At 27.3% G+C, this 19,286-nt stretch carries 16 protein-coding genes; 5 read left to right on the plus strand and 11 right to left on the minus strand.

The genetic code is table 11. From position 1 onward, the window contains the following. Nucleotides 1-117 precede the first annotated feature (117 nt). From U9K52_RS14810 to U9K52_RS14825, 4 genes are read left to right on the plus strand one after another with little or no spacing between them, the layout of a single operon-like run. Nucleotides 118-1,440, plus strand: coding sequence for a hypothetical protein (locus tag U9K52_RS14810; RefSeq protein ID WP_322927166.1), 1,323 nt, complete (start codon nucleotides 118-120; stop codon nucleotides 1,438-1,440). After that, nucleotides 1,440-3,905, plus strand: a complete 2,466-nt coding sequence (locus U9K52_RS14815; protein WP_322927167.1) for an ATP-binding protein — start codon at nucleotides 1,440-1,442, stop codon at nucleotides 3,903-3,905. Before U9K52_RS14810 ends, U9K52_RS14815 begins: the two co-directional genes overlap by 1 nt. Then, complete coding sequence (locus U9K52_RS14820; protein WP_322927168.1) at nucleotides 3,898-5,700, plus strand: hypothetical protein; 1,803 nt, start codon at nucleotides 3,898-3,900, stop codon at nucleotides 5,698-5,700. Before U9K52_RS14815 ends, U9K52_RS14820 begins: the two co-directional genes overlap by 8 nt. Next, nucleotides 5,700-6,725, plus strand: coding sequence for a DUF4238 domain-containing protein (locus tag U9K52_RS14825; RefSeq protein WP_322927169.1), 1,026 nt, complete (start codon nucleotides 5,700-5,702; stop codon nucleotides 6,723-6,725). Before U9K52_RS14820 ends, U9K52_RS14825 begins: the two co-directional genes overlap by 1 nt. An 82-nt stretch (nucleotides 6,726-6,807) precedes the next feature. On the opposite strand, the gene U9K52_RS14830 is transcribed toward U9K52_RS14825, so the two are convergent. The 11 genes from U9K52_RS14830 to U9K52_RS14880 all read right to left on the minus strand — a co-directional run bounded on the left by U9K52_RS14830 (nucleotide 6,808) and on the right by U9K52_RS14880 (nucleotide 17,684). Next, nucleotides 6,808-7,227 (minus strand): hypothetical protein, encoded by a 420-nt coding sequence (locus tag U9K52_RS14830; protein ID WP_322927170.1) that lies wholly within the window; start codon nucleotides 7,225-7,227, stop codon nucleotides 6,808-6,810. 3 nt (nucleotides 7,228-7,230) lie between these two features. Then, on the minus strand, nucleotides 7,231-7,578 hold the full coding sequence (locus U9K52_RS14835) for a hypothetical protein (RefSeq protein ID WP_322927171.1): 348 nt from the start codon (nucleotides 7,576-7,578) through the stop codon (nucleotides 7,231-7,233). 334 nt (nucleotides 7,579-7,912) lie between these two features. Beyond that, a complete protein-coding gene (locus U9K52_RS14840) occupies nucleotides 7,913-8,977 on the minus strand; it encodes a CBS domain-containing protein (RefSeq protein WP_322927172.1) in 1,065 nt (354 codons plus the stop codon). Nucleotides 8,978-9,006: 29 nt separating this feature from the next. After that, entirely contained in the window at nucleotides 9,007-10,413 is a 1,407-nt protein-coding gene (locus U9K52_RS14845; protein ID WP_322927173.1) for a hypothetical protein, read from the minus strand. Nucleotides 10,414-10,448: 35 nt separating this feature from the next. After that, nucleotides 10,449-11,486 (minus strand): MBL fold metallo-hydrolase, encoded by a 1,038-nt coding sequence (locus U9K52_RS14850; RefSeq protein ID WP_322927175.1) that lies wholly within the window; start codon nucleotides 11,484-11,486, stop codon nucleotides 10,449-10,451. Then, nucleotides 11,483-11,836 carry a hypothetical protein gene (locus tag U9K52_RS14855; protein ID WP_322927176.1) on the minus strand — a complete coding sequence of 118 codons (354 nt, stop codon included), beginning with the start codon at nucleotides 11,834-11,836 and terminating at the stop codon, nucleotides 11,483-11,485. Before U9K52_RS14855 ends, U9K52_RS14850 begins: the two co-directional genes overlap by 4 nt. 78 nt (nucleotides 11,837-11,914) lie before the next feature. Further along, entirely contained in the window at nucleotides 11,915-13,210 is a 1,296-nt protein-coding gene (locus U9K52_RS14860) for a BT4734/BF3469 family protein (protein ID WP_322927177.1), read from the minus strand. Between the two features lie 215 nt (nucleotides 13,211-13,425). Next, nucleotides 13,426-13,701 (minus strand): helix-turn-helix domain-containing protein, encoded by a 276-nt coding sequence (locus U9K52_RS14865; protein WP_310405419.1) that lies wholly within the window; start codon nucleotides 13,699-13,701, stop codon nucleotides 13,426-13,428. 125 nt (nucleotides 13,702-13,826) lie between these two features. Beyond that, on the minus strand, nucleotides 13,827-15,305 hold the full coding sequence (locus tag U9K52_RS14870) for a hypothetical protein (RefSeq protein ID WP_322927178.1): 1,479 nt from the start codon (nucleotides 15,303-15,305) through the stop codon (nucleotides 13,827-13,829). 1 nt (nucleotide 15,306) lies between these two features. Beyond that, nucleotides 15,307-16,599 carry a phage integrase SAM-like domain-containing protein gene (locus U9K52_RS14875; RefSeq protein ID WP_322927179.1) on the minus strand — a complete coding sequence of 431 codons (1,293 nt, stop codon included), beginning with the start codon at nucleotides 16,597-16,599 and terminating at the stop codon, nucleotides 15,307-15,309. A 296-nt stretch (nucleotides 16,600-16,895) separates the two neighbouring features. Continuing rightward, nucleotides 16,896-17,684, minus strand: coding sequence for a GLPGLI family protein (locus U9K52_RS14880; RefSeq protein ID WP_322927180.1), 789 nt, complete (start codon nucleotides 17,682-17,684; stop codon nucleotides 16,896-16,898). 833 nt (nucleotides 17,685-18,517) lie between these two features. Here U9K52_RS14880 and U9K52_RS14885 point away from each other — a divergent pair. Continuing rightward, the gene (locus tag U9K52_RS14885) at nucleotides 18,518-19,084 is read left to right on the plus strand and encodes a hypothetical protein (protein WP_322927181.1); all 567 of its coding nucleotides are present in this window, start codon (nucleotides 18,518-18,520) and stop codon (nucleotides 19,082-19,084) included. Nucleotides 19,085-19,286 lie beyond the last annotated feature (202 nt).

Consider the following 19,286-nt stretch of genomic DNA (forward strand, 5'->3'; position numbering starts at 1 on the left):
TTAGATAAGTAAGTAAGTTGTTACATTTTGTTCATATCTTTGCAGATTAAGCTATTTAATAACTAAAAAGTTAGAAATAGAATTTTATATGAAAAAGGAATTTTAAAATCCGATAAAGTGAACAAGAGTATTAAAAATATTAAACAAAATTTAAAGGCTATAAGTTCAAAAACACTAAATGGTGAAAACTATTCTAGGAATGACTTTGCTAGAAGCATACTGAATTATCCTGCTATGATGGTTCCATCTGTTCAAGAGCCAATTATAGAAAAGCTTTCAGAAGCTCTAAATAAGAATGTTTCTTTATTAGATCCTTTTATGGGAGCCTCAAATACTCTTGTTACAGGAATGAAATATGGCATGAATGTATTTGGGCAAGACATAAATCCCTTATCCATTTTGTTAAGTCAAGTTAAAACAACTTTTTACCAGGCTGAAGAACTTATAGATGCTGCTGAAAGCCTTATTAATAGAATTGATTCTGACGCTTCAACAATTATTGAAATTTCATTTATTAATATTGACAAATGGTTTACAAAAGACATCCAAATAGAACTGTCAAAAATATATAGAGCAATCCACAATGAACCTTCTTTGAAAATAAGAAAATTCTTTTGGGTAGGATTAGCTGAAACAATTCGACTAACTAGCAATGACAGAACATCTACATTTAAGATGCATATGCGACCAATAGAAGAAATTAGATCACGACAAATTTCTGCATTAAAGACCTTTACTTCCATCACGAAAAAAAATATAAAAAACATAAGTGATTATATTTCAGTCTTGGTAAGTAATGGACATATAAAGAAAAATAAATATGCTAAAAATGCTGATGTAATTTGGGGAGATACTAATATTGGAATTAAAACAAAAAAGACTTTTAATTTGTTGGTTACCTCGCCACCCTATGGAGATAATCAGACAACTGTTACTTATGGTCAATTTTCTTATCTACCTCTACAATGGATACCAATTGGAGACATTGATAACTCAATTGAAATTGATTATTTACAAACTGCTCAATCAATAGATAATAAAAGTTTAGGTGGTCAAATAAAAGAAAATTTAAAAGATATTGAAGAAGTAGTTTTTAAAAAGTCCAAAACACTTAAAAAATTCATAAATCAATTCGACAATAATGAACGAAAAAAAGCTGAGAAAGTTACTCGATTTATATATGACTTAGACAATAGTATCGATAAGATGCTTCCAAAAATGAGAAAAGATTCTTTTTTAGTATGGACAATTGGAAATAGAAATGTCAATAAACAAATCGTTCAAAATGATCTCATTCTTAAAGAATTATTTAGTTCGAAAGGTATTGATTTATTTACAGATTTAGAAAGAGAGATTTTAAGCAAAAGAATGCCAGGAAGAAATAACTTCTCAAATATGATGAGTAAGGAGAAAATTATAATTTTCAAAAAAACAAGTTAATGGCTAAAAGAAAACATCATTTTGATATAACTCCTCATATAGTTAAACAATTAGGAGAACAACTTGTTTCAGACGAAATAACAGCATTATTAGAGTTAATCAAAAATTCTTATGATGCCGATGCTAGTTACGTTTCAATTGAAATCAACACTTCTGGTCAATATATAAAGGAAAAACTTTTCTATCCTAATCACAATGGATTTATTGTCGTTGAAGATGATGGTTTTGGAATGAGTAAGGGTACCATTTTAAAATCATGGCTTGTAATTTCCTATTCGCAAAAACGTCAATTAAAGGAAAATAAAAAAGTTACCCCTAAAGGACGCACACCATTAGGAGATAAAGGACTTGGGAGACTAAGTACACAAAGAATAGCAAGCATTTGCGAAATTTTCACAAACAAAATAAAGGCACACGGTACACATATCGCATTTGATTGGGCTGATTTTGAAAAGCAAAAAACTTTAAGTGAAGTTAGAGTACAATCTGAATTATTTTTACCTAAAACAAAAAGTGGAACCAAACTGGTTCTCTCTAACCTTAACCATACAGAAGTTTGGGAAGGTAAAAACTTAGAAAAGTTTAAGGGGCAAGTTTTACAAATCATTTCTCCATATAAGGAAAATAGACCTTTTGAGGTATATTTAAAAATTAATGGAACTACTATAGATCTGGATAAATCAAATGAACAACTAAGGGATTTTGCTATTTCTCATTTTGCCTTTGATTTTAACGGAAATAAATTAGAAATCAAAGGGAAAACAAAATTATCCAAATTTATAGGAAATAGTAGAGACGACTTTAAAAATTATTTAGAAATAGATAATGGTAAAAAGTTCCACGAATTTCTTCAAAATAAGTATCCTGATATCAATATATCTACAGCTCCTTTTTTTATGGAGTTTGAAAAGGTATTTGATATTAATCGAGACATTGGAGGTTTAGAAATTTTTGATGGTGAAAGAGCCAATCCAGGCTCATTTAATGGTATCATTGATGAGTTTTCTTATGATAATTGGATGTCCTCAGATGAGAATTTAAAAGATATTTTCGGAAGTCTTTCCAATTACAGAGAGTTTGCTCAAAATCAAACTGGAATTAAATTGTTTAGAAACGGATTCGCCGTCAAGCCTTTTGGTATTGATGGCGATGATTGGCTACGCCTAAGAGAATCTCAGACTTACGGAAATTCTTATTATCCACTAAGACCAGCTAATGTATTAGGTTATTTTGCGATTGATGAAGGAAAAAATAGTGAACTAAAGGATAAAACTGATAGAGAGGGTTTAGTCTCAAATCCATATTCTCGTAATTTTTTCACATTAGCATTCTTCATTCGTGATGAAATTAATCGTTATCAGGAAAATATTCGTAGAACTTATCTTGAGTTTCTTAAAACGTATAAAACCCAAAATAGTGGTATAAAAACTGTCAAAGAGGCATTTAATCAGCTTAAAGAAACTAAATCTAAAACAGAAGAAGTTAAAACAGAATTTAGAGATTCAGTTATTACTGTGGAGAAAGCAATTATAGATTCAGACAAAATTGTTAAATCTGTTAAAACCAATCCTCTTTTTTCCACTGATTCAGAAAAAGAAACAGCTGAGAAGGTAGATGCCCTACTTAACGAATTAAAATCAATTCAAAGTCTTCTAGAAAAGCTTGAAAAAGTAATAACAAAAACAGAAAATTTAAATGAGGTTATTGATATACTTGAGCCTAAAATTCAAATTCTAGAAGAACAATTAACCAATTTTTCAGAATTAGCAGGTTTAGGATTAACTGCCGAATCTGTAAGTCATGAATTTGCTTCAATTGCAGATCGATTAGCTGAAAAGGCTTCTTTCTACTCCGCCAAAATGCACGGCAAAAAATTAAATGACTCAGATATTTATGTTTTTATTGAATATATAAACTCAATTGTAAATGGATTAAAAATACAATTAAAACATCTTGACCCTACTTTAAAATATAATAGAGAAAGAAAATCTAGCTTCTATATTTCTGATTTTTTTAATGAGGAAAAAGAATATTATAAAAACAGATTTGACAAGCTTAGTATTGAGCTTAATATAATCAAAGAAGATGATTTCTCAATTACAGTAAATAAAGGCAAATTAGTTCAAATTATTGATAACCTCCTAAATAATTCAGAATACTGGTTAAAAGAAAGAAAAAAAAGGGAATCAAAATTCAACCCATCAATCACCATCAAAATAGAATCACCATGGATTTACTTATATGATAATGGATATGGTATTCCCACTGCCATAGAATACCAACTATTTGAACCATTTGTAACAACAAAACCTAAGGGTGAAGGAAGAGGTTTAGGTTTATTCATAGTTCAACAATTATTAGACTCTTCGGGATGTACAATTGCATTAGAGCCAACCCGAAATGAAGATCAAAGAAAATACATTTTTGCAATTAACTTCTCAAACATCATTTTAACAAATGGATGAAAAAATAATAACCACTGAAAACGAAGCATTAAAAAAAGAGGCTAAAAACACAATAGATCCTAGAACAGAAGCTCAAGCTAAAACAGCAATATTAGACTTTATGGCTCAGCTAAATGTTCAAAAGATTATTTATGTTGATGATAGATGTTCAATTAATGAATTGAAGGAAGCTTATATAGGTAAACTAAAATTTCATTATGAGAATAAGCCTGAAGAACTAGATTTTGTAAATTGGGATTTACCTGAACAAGTTTTTGAAAACGAAGTGAAAAGTTTATGGGACAATAAAAATGACGAAGAAAGGAGAGAACTATATTTAAAAATTTTGACCTTTGAAAACAATACTGAAGAATTAGAAAATTCAGTTGCTCCGTTAAGCCTAAAAACTGTCTTAAGAGATAAAATAGATTTATTGTCCCCCACAGAGTGGGTTACAAATAAAGATGTGATAATACAATCTTTAAATGCAGATTCAAAAATTCTATTTCTATTTGATATTGAATTTTCACATGCTCCGCTAGATGATCATCGGGATGGTAGAGATTTAGCTGTTGAGTTACTTCAGGATGATACAATTAGCAACTATATATACTGTGGTATTTTTTCCCATTTATTTAGTATTAATGAAGAATATGAAAAAAGAAGTGAATATTGTAAAACGCATGATTTGCAAAAAGAAAAATTCTACACTATTTCAAAGAAAAGATTTCAAAGTGATTCATATTTACCAGGATTGGCAGAAGGCATACGTAATACAATGTTAATTAACGAAGTTGAATTATTAAAGAAAGAAACTTCAAAACTGTTAAAATCTTCTTTTACTAAATCAATTCAAGAAATTAATAATTTAACTCCTGAATCATTTAATCATATTATTCAAAAAAGTTCAGTAGTAGAAGGTGTTTGGGAAATGGCAACATTAATAAGAATTGCCAATATAATAACAACAAATAAGGCACTAAAAGGACTTATTTCTAATTCTCATAGAACCAAAATAAATCAAAGTCTTGCTAAAATCAGACAAGTTGAAAAAATAAAAACAGGAGGAGAAACTCCTTTTGAAAAAAAACAAATTATTGAATTAAGATTGAAAGAACTTTATATTCAAAATGATATTCAAAACGAATTACATTATCCCATATCAAATGGAGATATTTTCAAGATACAGGATAAAGAATATATTTTATTAGTTCAACCATGTAATATAGCTTTACGCAAAAATGGGGCTAGGGACAGAAAATATAATCTTGGGCTATTAGTAGAGCTAGAAACTTTAAAAAAAGAAGATTTTTACAAATATCATAAAGGACAGCTTGCTACTATGGAATTAGTAGAAGACATATCTTTACCAGCTGATCAAGTGAAAATTGCAAGATTTTCAACATTTCAATCTGTAAGCTTATCCCCCTTAGATTTGACAGTTTTTAATAAAGACGGAAAGGCAAAAATCAATCTAGCTGAAACAGTTAATTTATCAACAACCATTCAAGAATCTTGGAAAAAAAGATATAAGGATCTGCATAAAGAATTTTTAGATTATGCAGATGGAATAAAAACCTTTAATAAAATAAGAATTGTAAACAAAAATATATTAAAGAATTCCATTTTTTATGGTTCTACTTTTTCAGGTTACAAACTAAATAATGAAAACTGTCTTTCCAAAAAAGGCAAACTATTAGATTTTAACATACAAAGAATAAAACACTATAAATCACCATATTCGGATGATTTATTACAAAAATTTATGTTGTACTTATCTAGAAATGCTTTTGATCATGATTTTACAAATAATTAATGGTAAAGAAAAAAAGACATCATTATATCCCTCGTTTTTATTTAAAAAGATTCTCCATTAATAATGGGGGTAAGTTTTTAGGGTTATACAATCTCAATAATAAAAAATTTATACCTAATGCTGCATTGAAAAATCAAGCTTATGGAAATTTTCTGTATGGAGAAGATGATGAAATAGAAAATGCTTTAGCTCACATTGAAGGTAACGTTGCAAAAATGTTTTACTACTGGACAGAGGAAAAAGTATTAATTCCTCCTCCAATTGAAAGCAATGGATTTAAATTGATAAAAAGATTCATGTTGTATCAAGCCTTTCGAACTCCAAATTCTGGTGAAAATATAATGGAAAGTTTAAACAAAGGGCTAAAAGCTTTTGTTAAAGAATTTAAACCAGAATTATGGGAAAGCCTAAAAGATGCTACTTTACAACATGAAAATCCTGTATTACTTGGATTATTGCATTCCATCGAACATGAGAAGCTATTAGATTATCTTGATTTTAAATTTATAGTTAATCTTTCTTTACTTCCATTTATTACATCTGATTCTCCTATCATTTTTTATAATCAATTGATGGAACAGGCTGGCAATTATATTGGAGCTACAGGTTTAGTAGCAAAAGGCTTACAAATTTTCTATCCAATTCATCCTAGGCTTATGATTTGTTTATATGATCCAAAGGTATATGATTTAGGAGATGATGTTAATTGTTGTTCAACAGAATCTATTGATACAATACATCAGTTAAATGGATTACAGTTTATTAATTGTGAGTCTCAAATTTATTTTAATAATTTTATCTCTGAAGAATATACCCATGAACTTTCTAATAATTTTCAAGAATATAGGGGAACTAAAAGAAATATAAACGAAATAATCAACCAAAATAACAAAAAATTTTTCATCATTAGTTCGGAAGATATACAAATTGGTTTGCAATTAGACTTTTTGAAAATAAAGGTTAACCTAAATGATTTTAAAAATGAAATTAATCCTCTAAGACATCCATCATTTAGTATTAGATAATTGTTCAAAAAATAATTTCTGAATCTTCATTGTAATAGAATCAGAAATTATTTACATTATCGATTGATAGAGCTACTTTGTGTCAGTTCTTATTCATTTTATTATAATCGTAAAAAACGTAACCTGTACCATGAATATCCAATAATATTGCCCTATCCGTGCACAATTTTAAGAGATAATAATTTTCATCATCTACAATTTTATAATCATAAAATTTGATAGACTTTTTAGGAAATTTTATTTTTTGAGAATCATCAAATAAATCATCATCGATATTAATATATGTTTTACTAAAAAGTTCATTTGTACAAACTACCTTTGACTTATTAGTTCCAGTATTAAAGGTGCATACAGTAGGTTTTTTAATATATTTAATATGTTTTCCATTTTCAATAATTTCAATTACATTATAACCATAAGAAAATGTAATTTTATCATGATAGACTTGAGATGAAAAATAGGAACTAAAAAATACCCCTACTATTATAAATAATCTTTTCATATTTTATTTTATAGAGCTTGAGGTATCAAAAGGATTTTCATTTGCCCTCATAAATACACTTCCCATTCTTTTATATTTCATAGGCTTTCCTGCGACACAGGCTGAATACATTCCATTACCCAATTGTTCAGAAATTCTAAGAAAAACAACATCTTTCTCATCACAATCATTTTCAACTGCAATATGTTTTCTAAGATCATTAATAGTTGCATTAACTCTTTTTAAACTTGATTGTAGTCTTTTTTCAGGTTTGGGTTCCTGATAACCCTCAGGTAAATCGCATTTGTCTGTTTGTTGTGCAAAAAATAGTGTTGGCAATACTAAACCAATTGTAAATAATAGTTTTTTCATAAGATGAATTTTAGATTCACCCGAGCCTGATGTGATATTGTTATTGCGTATTATAATAGAAAAGGACGTAGGCTCGTAACTCTTATTTAACTGTAGGGGCTCTGGTAAGCCATAAGGTATAAATAAGCGAAACCCACGCCCAATAATTATAAAGGACGTGAGCGTTCAACTTACTTATTCTAAACCTTATTTTTGAATTTACCAGATTCCTACAGTTAGAATAATAATTAACGCTTTTTCGTTATCGATAAAATTTGAATTACAAAGATATAAATTTTATAATCTCGTTTACTAATCAAAAATTATTCCTAAAAATTAATATATAAATTATTAATTAAAAAACTTTTAGATCTCGAAGAGTTTGTAATAACCTAACAAAATTTCTTAATGTTTCAGTATTCTCATATTCTAGACCATCAGGATCAAAATGCATAATATTATTTCGAATATCACGAATTTTATTCATTTCCGAACAAAATGTTTTTCTATCGATTGGTAAATCTAGTTTAATCCAAATATCTGGGTTCTCACATAGTCTCATATATTCTCCAAAAGTTAGATCAGCTACTGTTTCTATTTTTCTATGTTCATCTTTAGAATCCTTTCCCTTTTCGAGTTCGTCTTTTTCGAGTTTTATTAGGATTTGTCTAATATGATTCTCAATTTCTCCAACTAATAAAAAGGGCTCAGTTAATTGTTTAAATTGTAAACTTAAATCACTAGCCGTAACTATTCCACAGATTTCTTTATTCTTATTTCGCACCAAAATATAATCATGCTCAATAATCAAGGGTAAAGCTTTAAAAAGTGAAGTCTCATCAGAAATTAGTTGAAAGTTAGGCTCCATCAAATCTCTAGCTACTAAAGATGTTCTCCCTACGGATAATTTTTGCCCTATAGAACGCCAACTTATAACACCTTTCAGATCTCTTTTACTTTGCATAACTGGCAATTGCGAAAAGTCATTCGCCATCATTAGAGTAATAGCTTCTGCTAGCTCGCTATCTGGTTTTACAAAAATTAGCTCTTTATTTGCAGCCTCCAATCTTGAGACTCTATACGTTGGATCATCAAAATTTAAAACCTCGTCAATTGCCTTATCAGCAATATTCTCTGGTTTATTTTCTATTAATCCATGTAACTCTCTTTCATCATTTGGTATTTTAATTTTTCTAAACTCAATCAATGAGCCAATATATATACTATTAAAATCAGGAAAAGTTTCTAGTTCTTGATTTGCTAATGCATTTTTTATAGCCTTAACAACATACCAACCTCTTCTTTGAGACCTCCAAAACCAATACAAGAAATCTCTTACACTGATTGGATCTACCTTTTCACCATTATCTAATTTTATTTTAATTTCCCTTAATTTTTCAGGGACATATGTTGTTGCCAATTTTATTTAAATTTATTAGTTTATAATTATTATTTACTGTGTTTTCTAAAAGCTGCGATAGTCTGATAAACTCCATAACCTATAAAAATTTTGAAAAAGAAAAAAACAAATAGGAGAAATCCATTTGATTCATAATTATGATAGCTTCTTAAGTCAAAAGAGAATGTAAATCTTAACCATTCTTTTAATATTTCTTGAAATGATAACCATTTTGAAGTAGGATTAATTTCATACTTGTAGCCACTACCATTTAAAAATGTATTAATAAGTAATAAAGTAAAAAAACCAATTAAGCTTACTATTAAAGTAAACCATATAGCTTTCAACCAACTACTACCAAAATTATTTGACTTTTTATTAAGTTTTAAAAGAACCTTATCGTTAATATTTAAACTTTTATCTTTCAATAAAAGATTTTGTTCAACAACATTATAATGAAGATAATCTATTTTATTTTCAGTTTTATAAAGTTGATTTTTTATTATCCTAATTGTACCAACATCAATCAAATTTTCCAACAATATTTTAAATTCATTAAAAAAAGCAATTTTATCAAAATGAACACTTTTGAAAACAACTCTATCTACCGTTGTTGAATTAAATGATACTATATCTTTAAAGAATGTTGCATTAATAGAAAGTAGATATAGGCTACTATTATCGAAATAGGCACTTTTTTCAAAGGAACATTCTTTAAAAATCAAGGTACTATTATTTGTCTTAGGTATTTGTTCCAAACGACAGACATCTTTAAATGTAACTTGTTCAAATTTTAATTCGCTTCCATAGATCGTATTTTGACCTATAAATTCATTTATGGTAGCTTTTTTAATTTTTGAAGCTTGCTTTAATTTATTTTTCCAAAATTCAAAACTTATTAGACAATTAAAATTATCAATAAATAACCTATCAATTTGGTTTCCATTCATAAAAACTTTATCAAAAGATGAATCCTTAATATTCAGATATGAAATGTTATTTAGAGTAAAATATAGGCGAGAATTTTCACCAGTTATATTATTTATAATCAGAGAATTTATAATATTGGGATAGTCTGGCTTACCTTTGATGGATATATTCTTTACAGTTGCAGTAGTAATATGAAAATAATTAGAAGTAATTTCAACATCATGAAGCGATATAGAGTTTAATGTACAATCTTTTATAAATATGTCAGCTGATATTTTACAATCTTCAAAAGATATTGATTGAAAAGATTTAATCGATCCCGCCAAATTTGTAATCTCAGTCTCGTTTTCAATAAAAAAATCTATTCTATGACCACTAATCTGACAGTTTTTAAAATAGAATGACCTAACTCCCATATCAATATTGAGTAATTCATCTATAATAATATCACTATCAGTGATATTAATAATTCTACTTTGTGCCTTTTCTAAAATATCACATAATGTACGTGTATCTATTTTTTTCATAATTAAAAACTTGATTCAAGTGTTAAATTATAATTCTAATTTCTTTTAGCTATATACTGTCTAAATGTTGAAGAATTCTTTTCAGTTACTAAAATAGGAATAGAATTGTTACTTAAAATAGATTGTATTACAGCAGAAGATGGATGTCCATAACCATTTTCACCTACAGAAATGGGGCAAAAATAACTCCTTCCATCAAAAAATAAATCATTATAACACTTAACATCCCCATGATGGGGAACTTGAATAGTACCAACTTTATCCCAATATCTAGCAAAAACATTTCTAATATTAACTCTGTTAAAATCTGCATCCCCTGAATATATACATCCTACTCTACCATTCTCATCCAATAAATGCCATGTATAAAATGAATGATTATCACCAATCGATCCTGAATAAACAAACATAGAATTCTCATTTATGCCTCCATTCAATTTTTTATAAACTTTTTTTATATCATTCCTATGATATAATGCATAACCCAAATCCGTTTTAACTCTATCAATATCTAAATCATACTGTAAAAACAAATTTTTCAATTTCAAATTCCTTTCATAATGAAGATAATTATAAGGTACAAACATCCAATCATAATCAACTGCTAATAACTCTGTTAAACTTCGAATAATCTGTCCATTTGTAAGATTTTCGATATTTATTGATCCTTCATTAATTTCTTTATCAGTTTCAGAAATATCTACATATACAATATTTGTATCATTTCCGAAAATATCTTCAGGAGTTTCAATTAAAGTAGCAACATCTGTTCTTCCTAGAGCTTTATAAATATTAATTAATAACACTTTATCCTCTGGGTGCAATAAAGGGAGGATAACATTTTTAATTTTAAAATTATTTGTAAGAACTGGAATCCTATTCACATGATCAGAATCAAAATGTGATATAAAAAGAATATCAATAGTAGCATTGGGTAAAAAGCTTTGCTTTACAACATTTTCAGCAATTCGCTTTTTTCCAGAACTTCCGCAATCATAAACAATATTAAATCCAATATGATTTTCTGAATAGAAAGCACCCTGACCAATAGGATGAAAAACTCGATTTATCATAAAGTCATTGAATAATAAATGATACTTTCCAACTCAAATAAATTTAAAGAAATTTTTTCATAATGAAGTTCTTGAAAAACAGCATAGATATTATTAAACTTGCAAAAATATTTTTTATGATATTTTACCATGTAGTCAAAAAGTATTAGTAATTGCATTTCAGAAATATCTATACTTGTTGATTTATAAAGTTCTACCCACCCTAATGAATCTAACGCATTTACATACGGACCACCTTTCTTAGCAGGTCCTAAATTTGTAGACTTTAATACACTTATAAACATTTCAATATCAATACCTGATTCTAAAACAGCCTTGAAGTCTTTAATCTGTTGTTTAATTTGTTCCATAGTTATTTAGTTTAAATTCGATAATTCATCTTTTCGTAAAAATATAAAATCTTTACGTCTTAATATTTGTTTTAATGATCAATTGCAATTCGGAATGTCATTTATATTACTTTTAAAATAATTATAAACCATCGTTTTCTTCAAGATTCCATCTCCAAGCTCTAGCACTTTTTTAGGAGTTATTTTACCATCCTTATGACAGTCCCAGCTACAGAATATTTCTGAAATCATATTTTTCTTTTCCTGTGTTTTTTGTCTTTTTTCTTCATTAAGAATTGGCAGGAACTTTAAAGTCTTCTCAATAGGAGTAAGGGTAACATTTTCAAAGAAAAATCTTTTAGTCTTTTTACAAATAGGTTTAAATTTATCTTGATTATGATATGCCTTAGATACAATAGTTTGTAATTCATTGTATCCTAATGGTTCTAAAAGGTTTCTTATATTAGCATTTGATATTATTTTGTGTAACAATTCTTTCGTCATATCGGGATTGAGATATAATAAGTTTTTAGCATATAATCCCAAGGTTCTTTCACGGTTTCCTTTTTTCACATTTTTAGGCATATAAGCAATTGTATATTCTACTTTATTTTTTCCACAATCGTGAATACCATTATTATAATGAAACTCCATATCTTCAGTTACTTCATCAAGATTATTATATCTTATTGTTATTTTTCCGTCACAGTGTATACCTAATAAAGATTTATCTTTATTGATAGTGTTACGGAAAAGTGGCTGTATAGATTGTTTTCGATTTTTAGAACTTTCATTGGAAATTACATTTTCAAAATTTAGAGAATAAATGTCAATTATCGTAGATGTAGCTTTATACACTGCATCTGGATCATAAGAAAGAACTGTCAATCTGTCTACTGAATGTGCTTTTTCATCTATTGGGAGATTTAATATCCCCCGAATATACTTACAAGCATCAAGATAATTAGAAGGAGTAATTCCAGAAACTCTAACCGCTAACCCAAATCCAGTATTAGAAACACTTTTCCAATACGCTGCTATATATTTATTCTTGTCTAATTGCTGTTTTAATATGTCTGAAGCATTATTATCAATATCAAAAAATAAATAGCCTGTAGGGTTTTTAGTGTTTTTACTTATCATCTTATTGTTAGCATAGTTGAAATGAAGTATTGCACAAGAGATTTGAGTTAATTTTATTTTTTTTAGTTCAGGACTTTTAGTCTTAAGTACTCTTAAATTCTTAATAGCTGTATTTTCGGGCTTATCATCTGATTTTACTAAGTCTATAAATTCTTTTAAATCTTTTACAGAGTAAATAATATTTCTAGATGTTACAGCTTTGCAAATATTGATAATTGTATTTGTTGTATTTTTAAAATGATTATGTTTCATAGTGATTCATTTAAAATAAGGGTATAGCGATAGCTCATACAGCTTGTTTGCTATATTATTTGAGGGTTTATAATACTTTAAAATTTTAGTTAATTTTTAGGCTTTTATGAGATCCAAGCCCAATTGCAATTAGATATTTGCTTTAGATTGACAGATTGATTAGAAACAGTTTTGAGAACTATACCTTACTAATAAAGCAACTGTCAAAAGATGTTTTAAGGATTTAAACGTGTTAAAACCTCATTTCTAGAATAATAAACTCTTTTCCCTATTTTGGTATTTTTTAAAGTCCCATCATTATTCCAGTGAAATAATGTTGTTAGGCTAACATTTAAGAGTTTTGCTGTTTCTTCACGAGTATAAAATTGCTTCTCGTTTTCTTGACCTTGATTAACATTGTTGTACTTTTCTAATTCTTCTCGAACTAACTTCTGTATGAATTGACCAAAAGAATCTAAATCGATTTGCATTAATTGAATGGCTGAGTTCATTATATCTTATTTTATTTATTTAAAATATAAGTAACAAAGCCAATACCAGGGAAAATAGGGATTTTATAGGGAAAATATTTTTTAGTGATTTTTATTTAACCTGCTGATTTTCAGTAATAAATATTTTAATTTATTTTTATTTCGGGAATTGGTTTTAATTTTTCCCTACGAATTCCCAAAGTTGATTCGATTTCTGACAGGAACAAATCCGTTTTTTTTGTAGCAAATGGATAATCTTTACTATCTGGATTATTAATATTAATATAGTTTTTATGATATTGTTGTTTATTTTCACGCTTGTTATTTCTATTGAAGTTTACAACATCTTCAAAAGATATAATTGTATTTAATTCATTTCCTTCTATTTCCTCAAAATAATCAAAAACATAAAAAAAGTAACAAAAGCGGAAAAAATAAATATCTCTACTTAAATTCAGATACTTAATACCAAATTCACTATATCTATTTTCTGATAAGGCATTCATTATTATTCTTATTTCATCAACATTAAAGTTTTTTCTTTTCAAAAAGATTGCAAAATTACTTTTAACGTCAGCAAATCGATTAAATTCATCGTCCAAATCATCATTACTGCTTTTTCTTTCACCAAATAGTAAATGATTTAAATATTTTAGTTTCATTCCATATAATGAATGTTCAGAATCAAATTCTTTGTAAACGTAAGGATTAATCCCATTTAAATAAAAATGCGTTAATAGTTCTGTATGGGAATGAATATTTAAATAATCCCATAATGATTCATAAACCATCGGAATTGGCTTTGAATTTTCAAAAAAAACACTTAGCTGTGGTACTACAAATGAATGTTTAAATAATAACTTTTCATTCTCTGAAATTAAAGTCTCCAAATATTTTACTTTGCTTGAAACGTTATTAATAATAGGAGAATTAATATTTGCTTCTACTTCTTTAACAAACTTATGTATATTATATAGTTCTTTGGTTGATAGGAAATTTACTAATGATGCATAATAGCTAATGAAAATATTTGGAAGTAATAATCTGAGACTTACATACTCCTCAAAATACTCATTTAAATTGGATAAAGTAAGTTTTTTCGCATTTGCATTTAACCTCTCAAATTCTTCCGTATCCTCATTATAATTATCATATTCCGAAAGAAAAAAATTAATATTATCTAAAATTTCTTCTATTTCTTTCTTACTGTATATTTCTTCTATAAATTCTATTGAATCAAAATCAACTCGATCATTGACAGTAATATATTTTGTAATATCAATAAATGAATCAATATATTCAAAATAATTGTCGGTAAAATCCGCATTTTCTATTTTTTCAAAAACTAACTCATTTGCATAATAGATTAATCTATCAAGACTGACACGGTTTAAAATTTTACGCTTATTATCATCTGTAATATTATATTTTGAATAATATTGATGAATATTATTTTGTATTTCCTCATTAGTAATAAAAAAGGGAGTGTGAACTCTTCTAGTCCATTTTTGAAAGAAAAATCCATGTATTGTGTCATCTGTTTGTGGAGCATCTGATGCTACTACGTAAATGATGAAATCTAATGCTGTTCCTTGTTTGTTTAATATACCTTTATAATCTATCATATTAATAACCCAACCTATTAAAGATTTTTGCAGTTGACTTTGCTTTTTCTACTTCTGTCTTGTTAATATATGCCAATAGCTGTTTTTCAGTTGTGTGTCCTGTAAAATTAAGCAAATAAGTAGTAGGAATTTTCTCATAAAAGTTAGTAGCAAAACTTTTTCTTCCTATATGAGATGTAACAAGTTTATGTTTAGGAAAATTACCAAAAACTTTGCGAGTAATATTCTTCCCATCTTTTTCTATCGTCTCCGTTCTACCATTGTATACAATTTCATCTATTTCAGCAATCTCACATACATCTTTGATATAAAGATTTAGTTTTACATCCGATATTTTTCGTGGAAACTCTCCGTTTCGTTTTGCTAAAATATCCTGAACCTTTTTTAATAAAGGAATTTGCATTTTAGCATTAGTCTTTTGTTGCGTAAATTCAATGTATTTCTGTCCCTCACTATCTTCCACAATCATAGAAGAGTTAAACCTCATATAATCACTTACACGCTGTCCAGTATAACATGATATAAGTAACCAATCCTTTGCATTATCTAAATAATCATATGGCATTTCTTTATGTTCTATTTTATCCAACTCATCAAAAGTTAAGTAAATTGATTTTGGGATATGCTTTGTCGCTTTTTCAACTTCAAATTTCCATAATTCCGCATGCTTATGAACTTCAATATCAAAAGAACCTGCAACCTTACAAATCATTTTTAAGAATTTAAGGTTTCGATATGTAGTTGAAATCTTATAACTCTCTCTATTACAATAATCTTCAAAATCAATTCTAAAAGAATTATCTAAATCTTTAAACTTTAATCCTCTAAATGTTTTCTTACTGATTTTTCTATCCGCTATATATCTTATCATTAATTGCTTAACAACATTAGCTTTCTTAATAGTCGATTCAGTAACACTATCTTTTTTTAAAGATATATAAGTATCAATAAAAGTAACAACATCATCCGAATAGTTATTATCTTCGGCTTTTAAAGCTGTAGGTTCTATAATTGACTTCAGCCATTCTTTTAAATCGATTTCTGGATTATCTTCCGTATAACTTGAAATAATATTAGCTTCTAACTGTGAAAGACGAGTGTTTATAGTTTCAGCATCATCTTTATGCATTTTTTTAGACGGCATTTTGCACCTCCCATCTTTCCATTCTTTAGGCTTACAACTCAGATACGGAACTGGAACACGTAAGTCAATATCCTTATCTCTAAACTTCGCCCAAATTGTACTTTCTTTATCTACTACTTTTCCTCTAATAAAAAAACTTACTGATGCCATAATAAAAAATGATTAAAATTCAAAGTTGTACCCAAAGTTGTACCCATAAAATTCAAATATAGTTTAATTTCAATAAATTCAACTTAATTAAACAATCTTAAAAAGCCTTTGTACAAAGCATTTATAAATTAATCAAGATTTTAACAGATTTAAAAACCTAGTCCCTCCAACTCCACAGAAAACCCTGTAAATTATTGATTTACAGGGTTTTATTTAGACACTAATAAGCATATGCTATACAATTGAATTATCTCTACAAATTTTCAATTCCTAATACCTTGAAGGATGTATTAAAATTAATTAGGACTAAGTTCTATAGTATTATAATCATCATAAAGCTTTCTTAACTTTCTTTCCGATTCTCGAAGAGTTTCAGGATCTTCCTTCACTATACTTTTATAAGCACTCATATCAAGAATCATGTTCTTTCGCCACATATAAACCTTTTCTTTTTTAACTGTTTTTTTTAATTTATAAGAATTTGCAAAAGAGCAAAGTCCTTTTCTTTTTTTGAATTTATACAATTTATAGTGGAATTCATCTTTATCGTCGTACAGTTCTACGATAAGACCAGGAAGTTTATTAAATTTATAAGGTCCAAAATTTAATGGAATTTTAGGATTAAAATAGGCGATCCAGCTTCTTCCGTATTTGGTAGTAATTGCTTTCTGACATTTGGCATTTCCAATGGTTTTGAATTCATTAACCAATTTCCAGTTTATATTATTAGACTCTTCATATGCTGCAAATCCTTCTGATATAGGAGACGTGACATATATTTTTCCTAAAGTAGTGCCGATATTTTCAGGGTACTCACTAGTGTATTTTAAATTATTAAGAGAGTTTTCATTCTCTTTTATTTTTTTATAGTACATTAAAGAATCACCAACATAAACATTCATGCTTTTGAAATAAGACTCTTTATTATTCATAAGTAAAATGAATGTTGTTAAGCGTGGCTCTTTTTCGCTTTTTATTAATTTATAATCTAAAGTATATCTGGCTTCATATTCTGTCGAAAAGCTTTTTTGAGATTTGCATATTATAGAAGCAAATATTAAAGTAAAAATCATTATTATTTTCATAGCCTTAAAAAAGCTACCTAATTTTAAGTTGCTTTAAATCATTTAGTTAGTAAAAAATAGTGATTTTTTGTGGATATACGCCACATTGAACGTAATTAATTTGGGAAAGTATGAGTTCTAAAGCACTGTTAGAAACACTTGAATTTGTTTCTACCTGTACCACTCTTCCACATGAGGTTCTAAAGGGGAACGTATATGAAGCATATACAGACATTGTACCAACTATAAGCATTGCTACAGTAAATAATTTTTTCATAATTGTAATTTTTAAAATTTAACAAACAAATATAAAATATAATTTTATACAGCATAAATATATTTTTTTATGTTAAATCTTGTAATCATATAGTAATCGGAATTACTTGAGTCAATACGCGCATGATGATAAGTTGATAAGAGTTTTCAGCAATCATTCAGTAAATAAAATAAAACACGACACCTTTTGTCGTATTACTTATATAAGTTTGTCAAGAAAAAGCAATTATATAATTTAAAACAACAATATTTAAATCTCAATAACAAAGTATAATGGGAAATTTTAAAAATTCCATGATAATATCTTGAAAATGACGGATATAAATGTATAGAAAAAAATCAATTGAACAATTCTTCAAGTCATCACACACAATATATGAAAAACAGAAGCATATCGTAATTGCATATATCTAAAATAACTGAAAATGTAAGATTTAACTGAATGTTATTAACTTTATCAAATAAATTCAAGATCAATAAGAAAAGAATTAATTAATATTTGAGGTAATTTTCCATTTGCTAAAATAAATTTCTAATTATGTATATTTGAGATTATTAATTCTTTAAAAACTAATACAATGGAAGAAAATATAAAAAAACATAAGATTAGGATTCCCATATTTTCATCTGAAATTATTGAAAGAGAAACAGGCTTATATGATGACCTTTCTTATTTCTCTATGATAAATAATCTCAAAAAGAAAATTGATAGTTTTAATGAAAGTAAACCTACCATAAGACAACCTAAAATAAATAAAGTTAAAGAAACTCAAATTTCCGCAATTGAATATTTTGAAGAAAACTATGAAGAAATTCCTACACTATTAATAAAAACAACAGCTTATAATACAAATTTAATAGATGGATTTGTTGAATTATATGAAAAAATAAACTTACAGAAAAATCACAAAGTAGGAAGTGATACTAACTACCTTTTAGCCCTACCCCAAATATATGGTAGAGATTCATCTAAGTTTGTTTTTCAATGGAAATTTTTTGTATATGATGACCCAACAAAAGATTCTAGCGAAATAATTTCAATAAAAGAGTCTTTAAAGTTTTTAAAAATAATAGAGAAATACGTATTACAGAAGAACAAAAAAATGATTTCAATAAACTTTCTCAAACTATCGAAGAAATTTTAAATAGTCAAATTGAATTTAATGAAAATGATTTAGATAAAATATTTGAAAAGGATTTCATAATGAAAAACTTAAACTCTATAATAACAGAGTTTACAAAACAAAGTATTCAGCATTAAATATGGACTTTTACAACAATTTATTATCCGATATTTCAAATTTTGCAATCGTCGTTTTTGGTTTTTGCATATCCCTGTTTACACTC

The sequence above is a fragment of the Chryseobacterium sp. MHB01 genome (assembly GCF_034651565.1).
Lineage (GTDB): Bacteria > Bacteroidota > Bacteroidia > Flavobacteriales > Weeksellaceae > Chryseobacterium > Chryseobacterium nepalense.

Bases quoted from the DNA above. Each gene is read 5' to 3' on its own strand.
- U9K52_RS14815 (WP_322927167.1), top strand. From the start codon at position 1,440: ATGGCTAAAAGAAAACATCATTTTGATATAACTCCTCATATAGTTAAA.
- U9K52_RS14820 (WP_322927168.1), top strand. From the start codon at position 3,898: ATGGATGAAAAAATAATAACCACTGAAAACGAAGCATTAAAAAAAGAG.
- U9K52_RS14825 (WP_322927169.1), top strand. From the start codon at position 5,700: ATGGTAAAGAAAAAAAGACATCATTATATCCCTCGTTTTTATTTAAAA.
- U9K52_RS14830 (WP_322927170.1), bottom strand. From the start codon at position 7,227: ATGAAAAGATTATTTATAATAGTAGGGGTATTTTTTAGTTCCTATTTT.
- U9K52_RS14835 (WP_322927171.1), bottom strand. From the start codon at position 7,578: ATGAAAAAACTATTATTTACAATTGGTTTAGTATTGCCAACACTATTT.
- U9K52_RS14845 (WP_322927173.1), bottom strand. From the start codon at position 10,413: ATGAAAAAAATAGATACACGTACATTATGTGATATTTTAGAAAAGGCA.
- U9K52_RS14850 (WP_322927175.1), bottom strand. From the start codon at position 11,486: ATGATAAATCGAGTTTTTCATCCTATTGGTCAGGGTGCTTTCTATTCA.
- U9K52_RS14855 (WP_322927176.1), bottom strand. From the start codon at position 11,836: ATGGAACAAATTAAACAACAGATTAAAGACTTCAAGGCTGTTTTAGAA.
- U9K52_RS14860 (WP_322927177.1), bottom strand. From the start codon at position 13,210: ATGAAACATAATCATTTTAAAAATACAACAAATACAATTATCAATATT.
- U9K52_RS14865 (WP_310405419.1), bottom strand. From the start codon at position 13,701: ATGAACTCAGCCATTCAATTAATGCAAATCGATTTAGATTCTTTTGGT.
- U9K52_RS14870 (WP_322927178.1), bottom strand. From the start codon at position 15,305: ATGATAGATTATAAAGGTATATTAAACAAACAAGGAACAGCATTAGAT.
- U9K52_RS14875 (WP_322927179.1), bottom strand. From the start codon at position 16,599: ATGGCATCAGTAAGTTTTTTTATTAGAGGAAAAGTAGTAGATAAAGAA.
- U9K52_RS14880 (WP_322927180.1), bottom strand. From the start codon at position 17,684: ATGAAAATAATAATGATTTTTACTTTAATATTTGCTTCTATAATATGC.
- U9K52_RS14885 (WP_322927181.1), top strand. From the start codon at position 18,518: ATGGAAGAAAATATAAAAAAACATAAGATTAGGATTCCCATATTTTCA.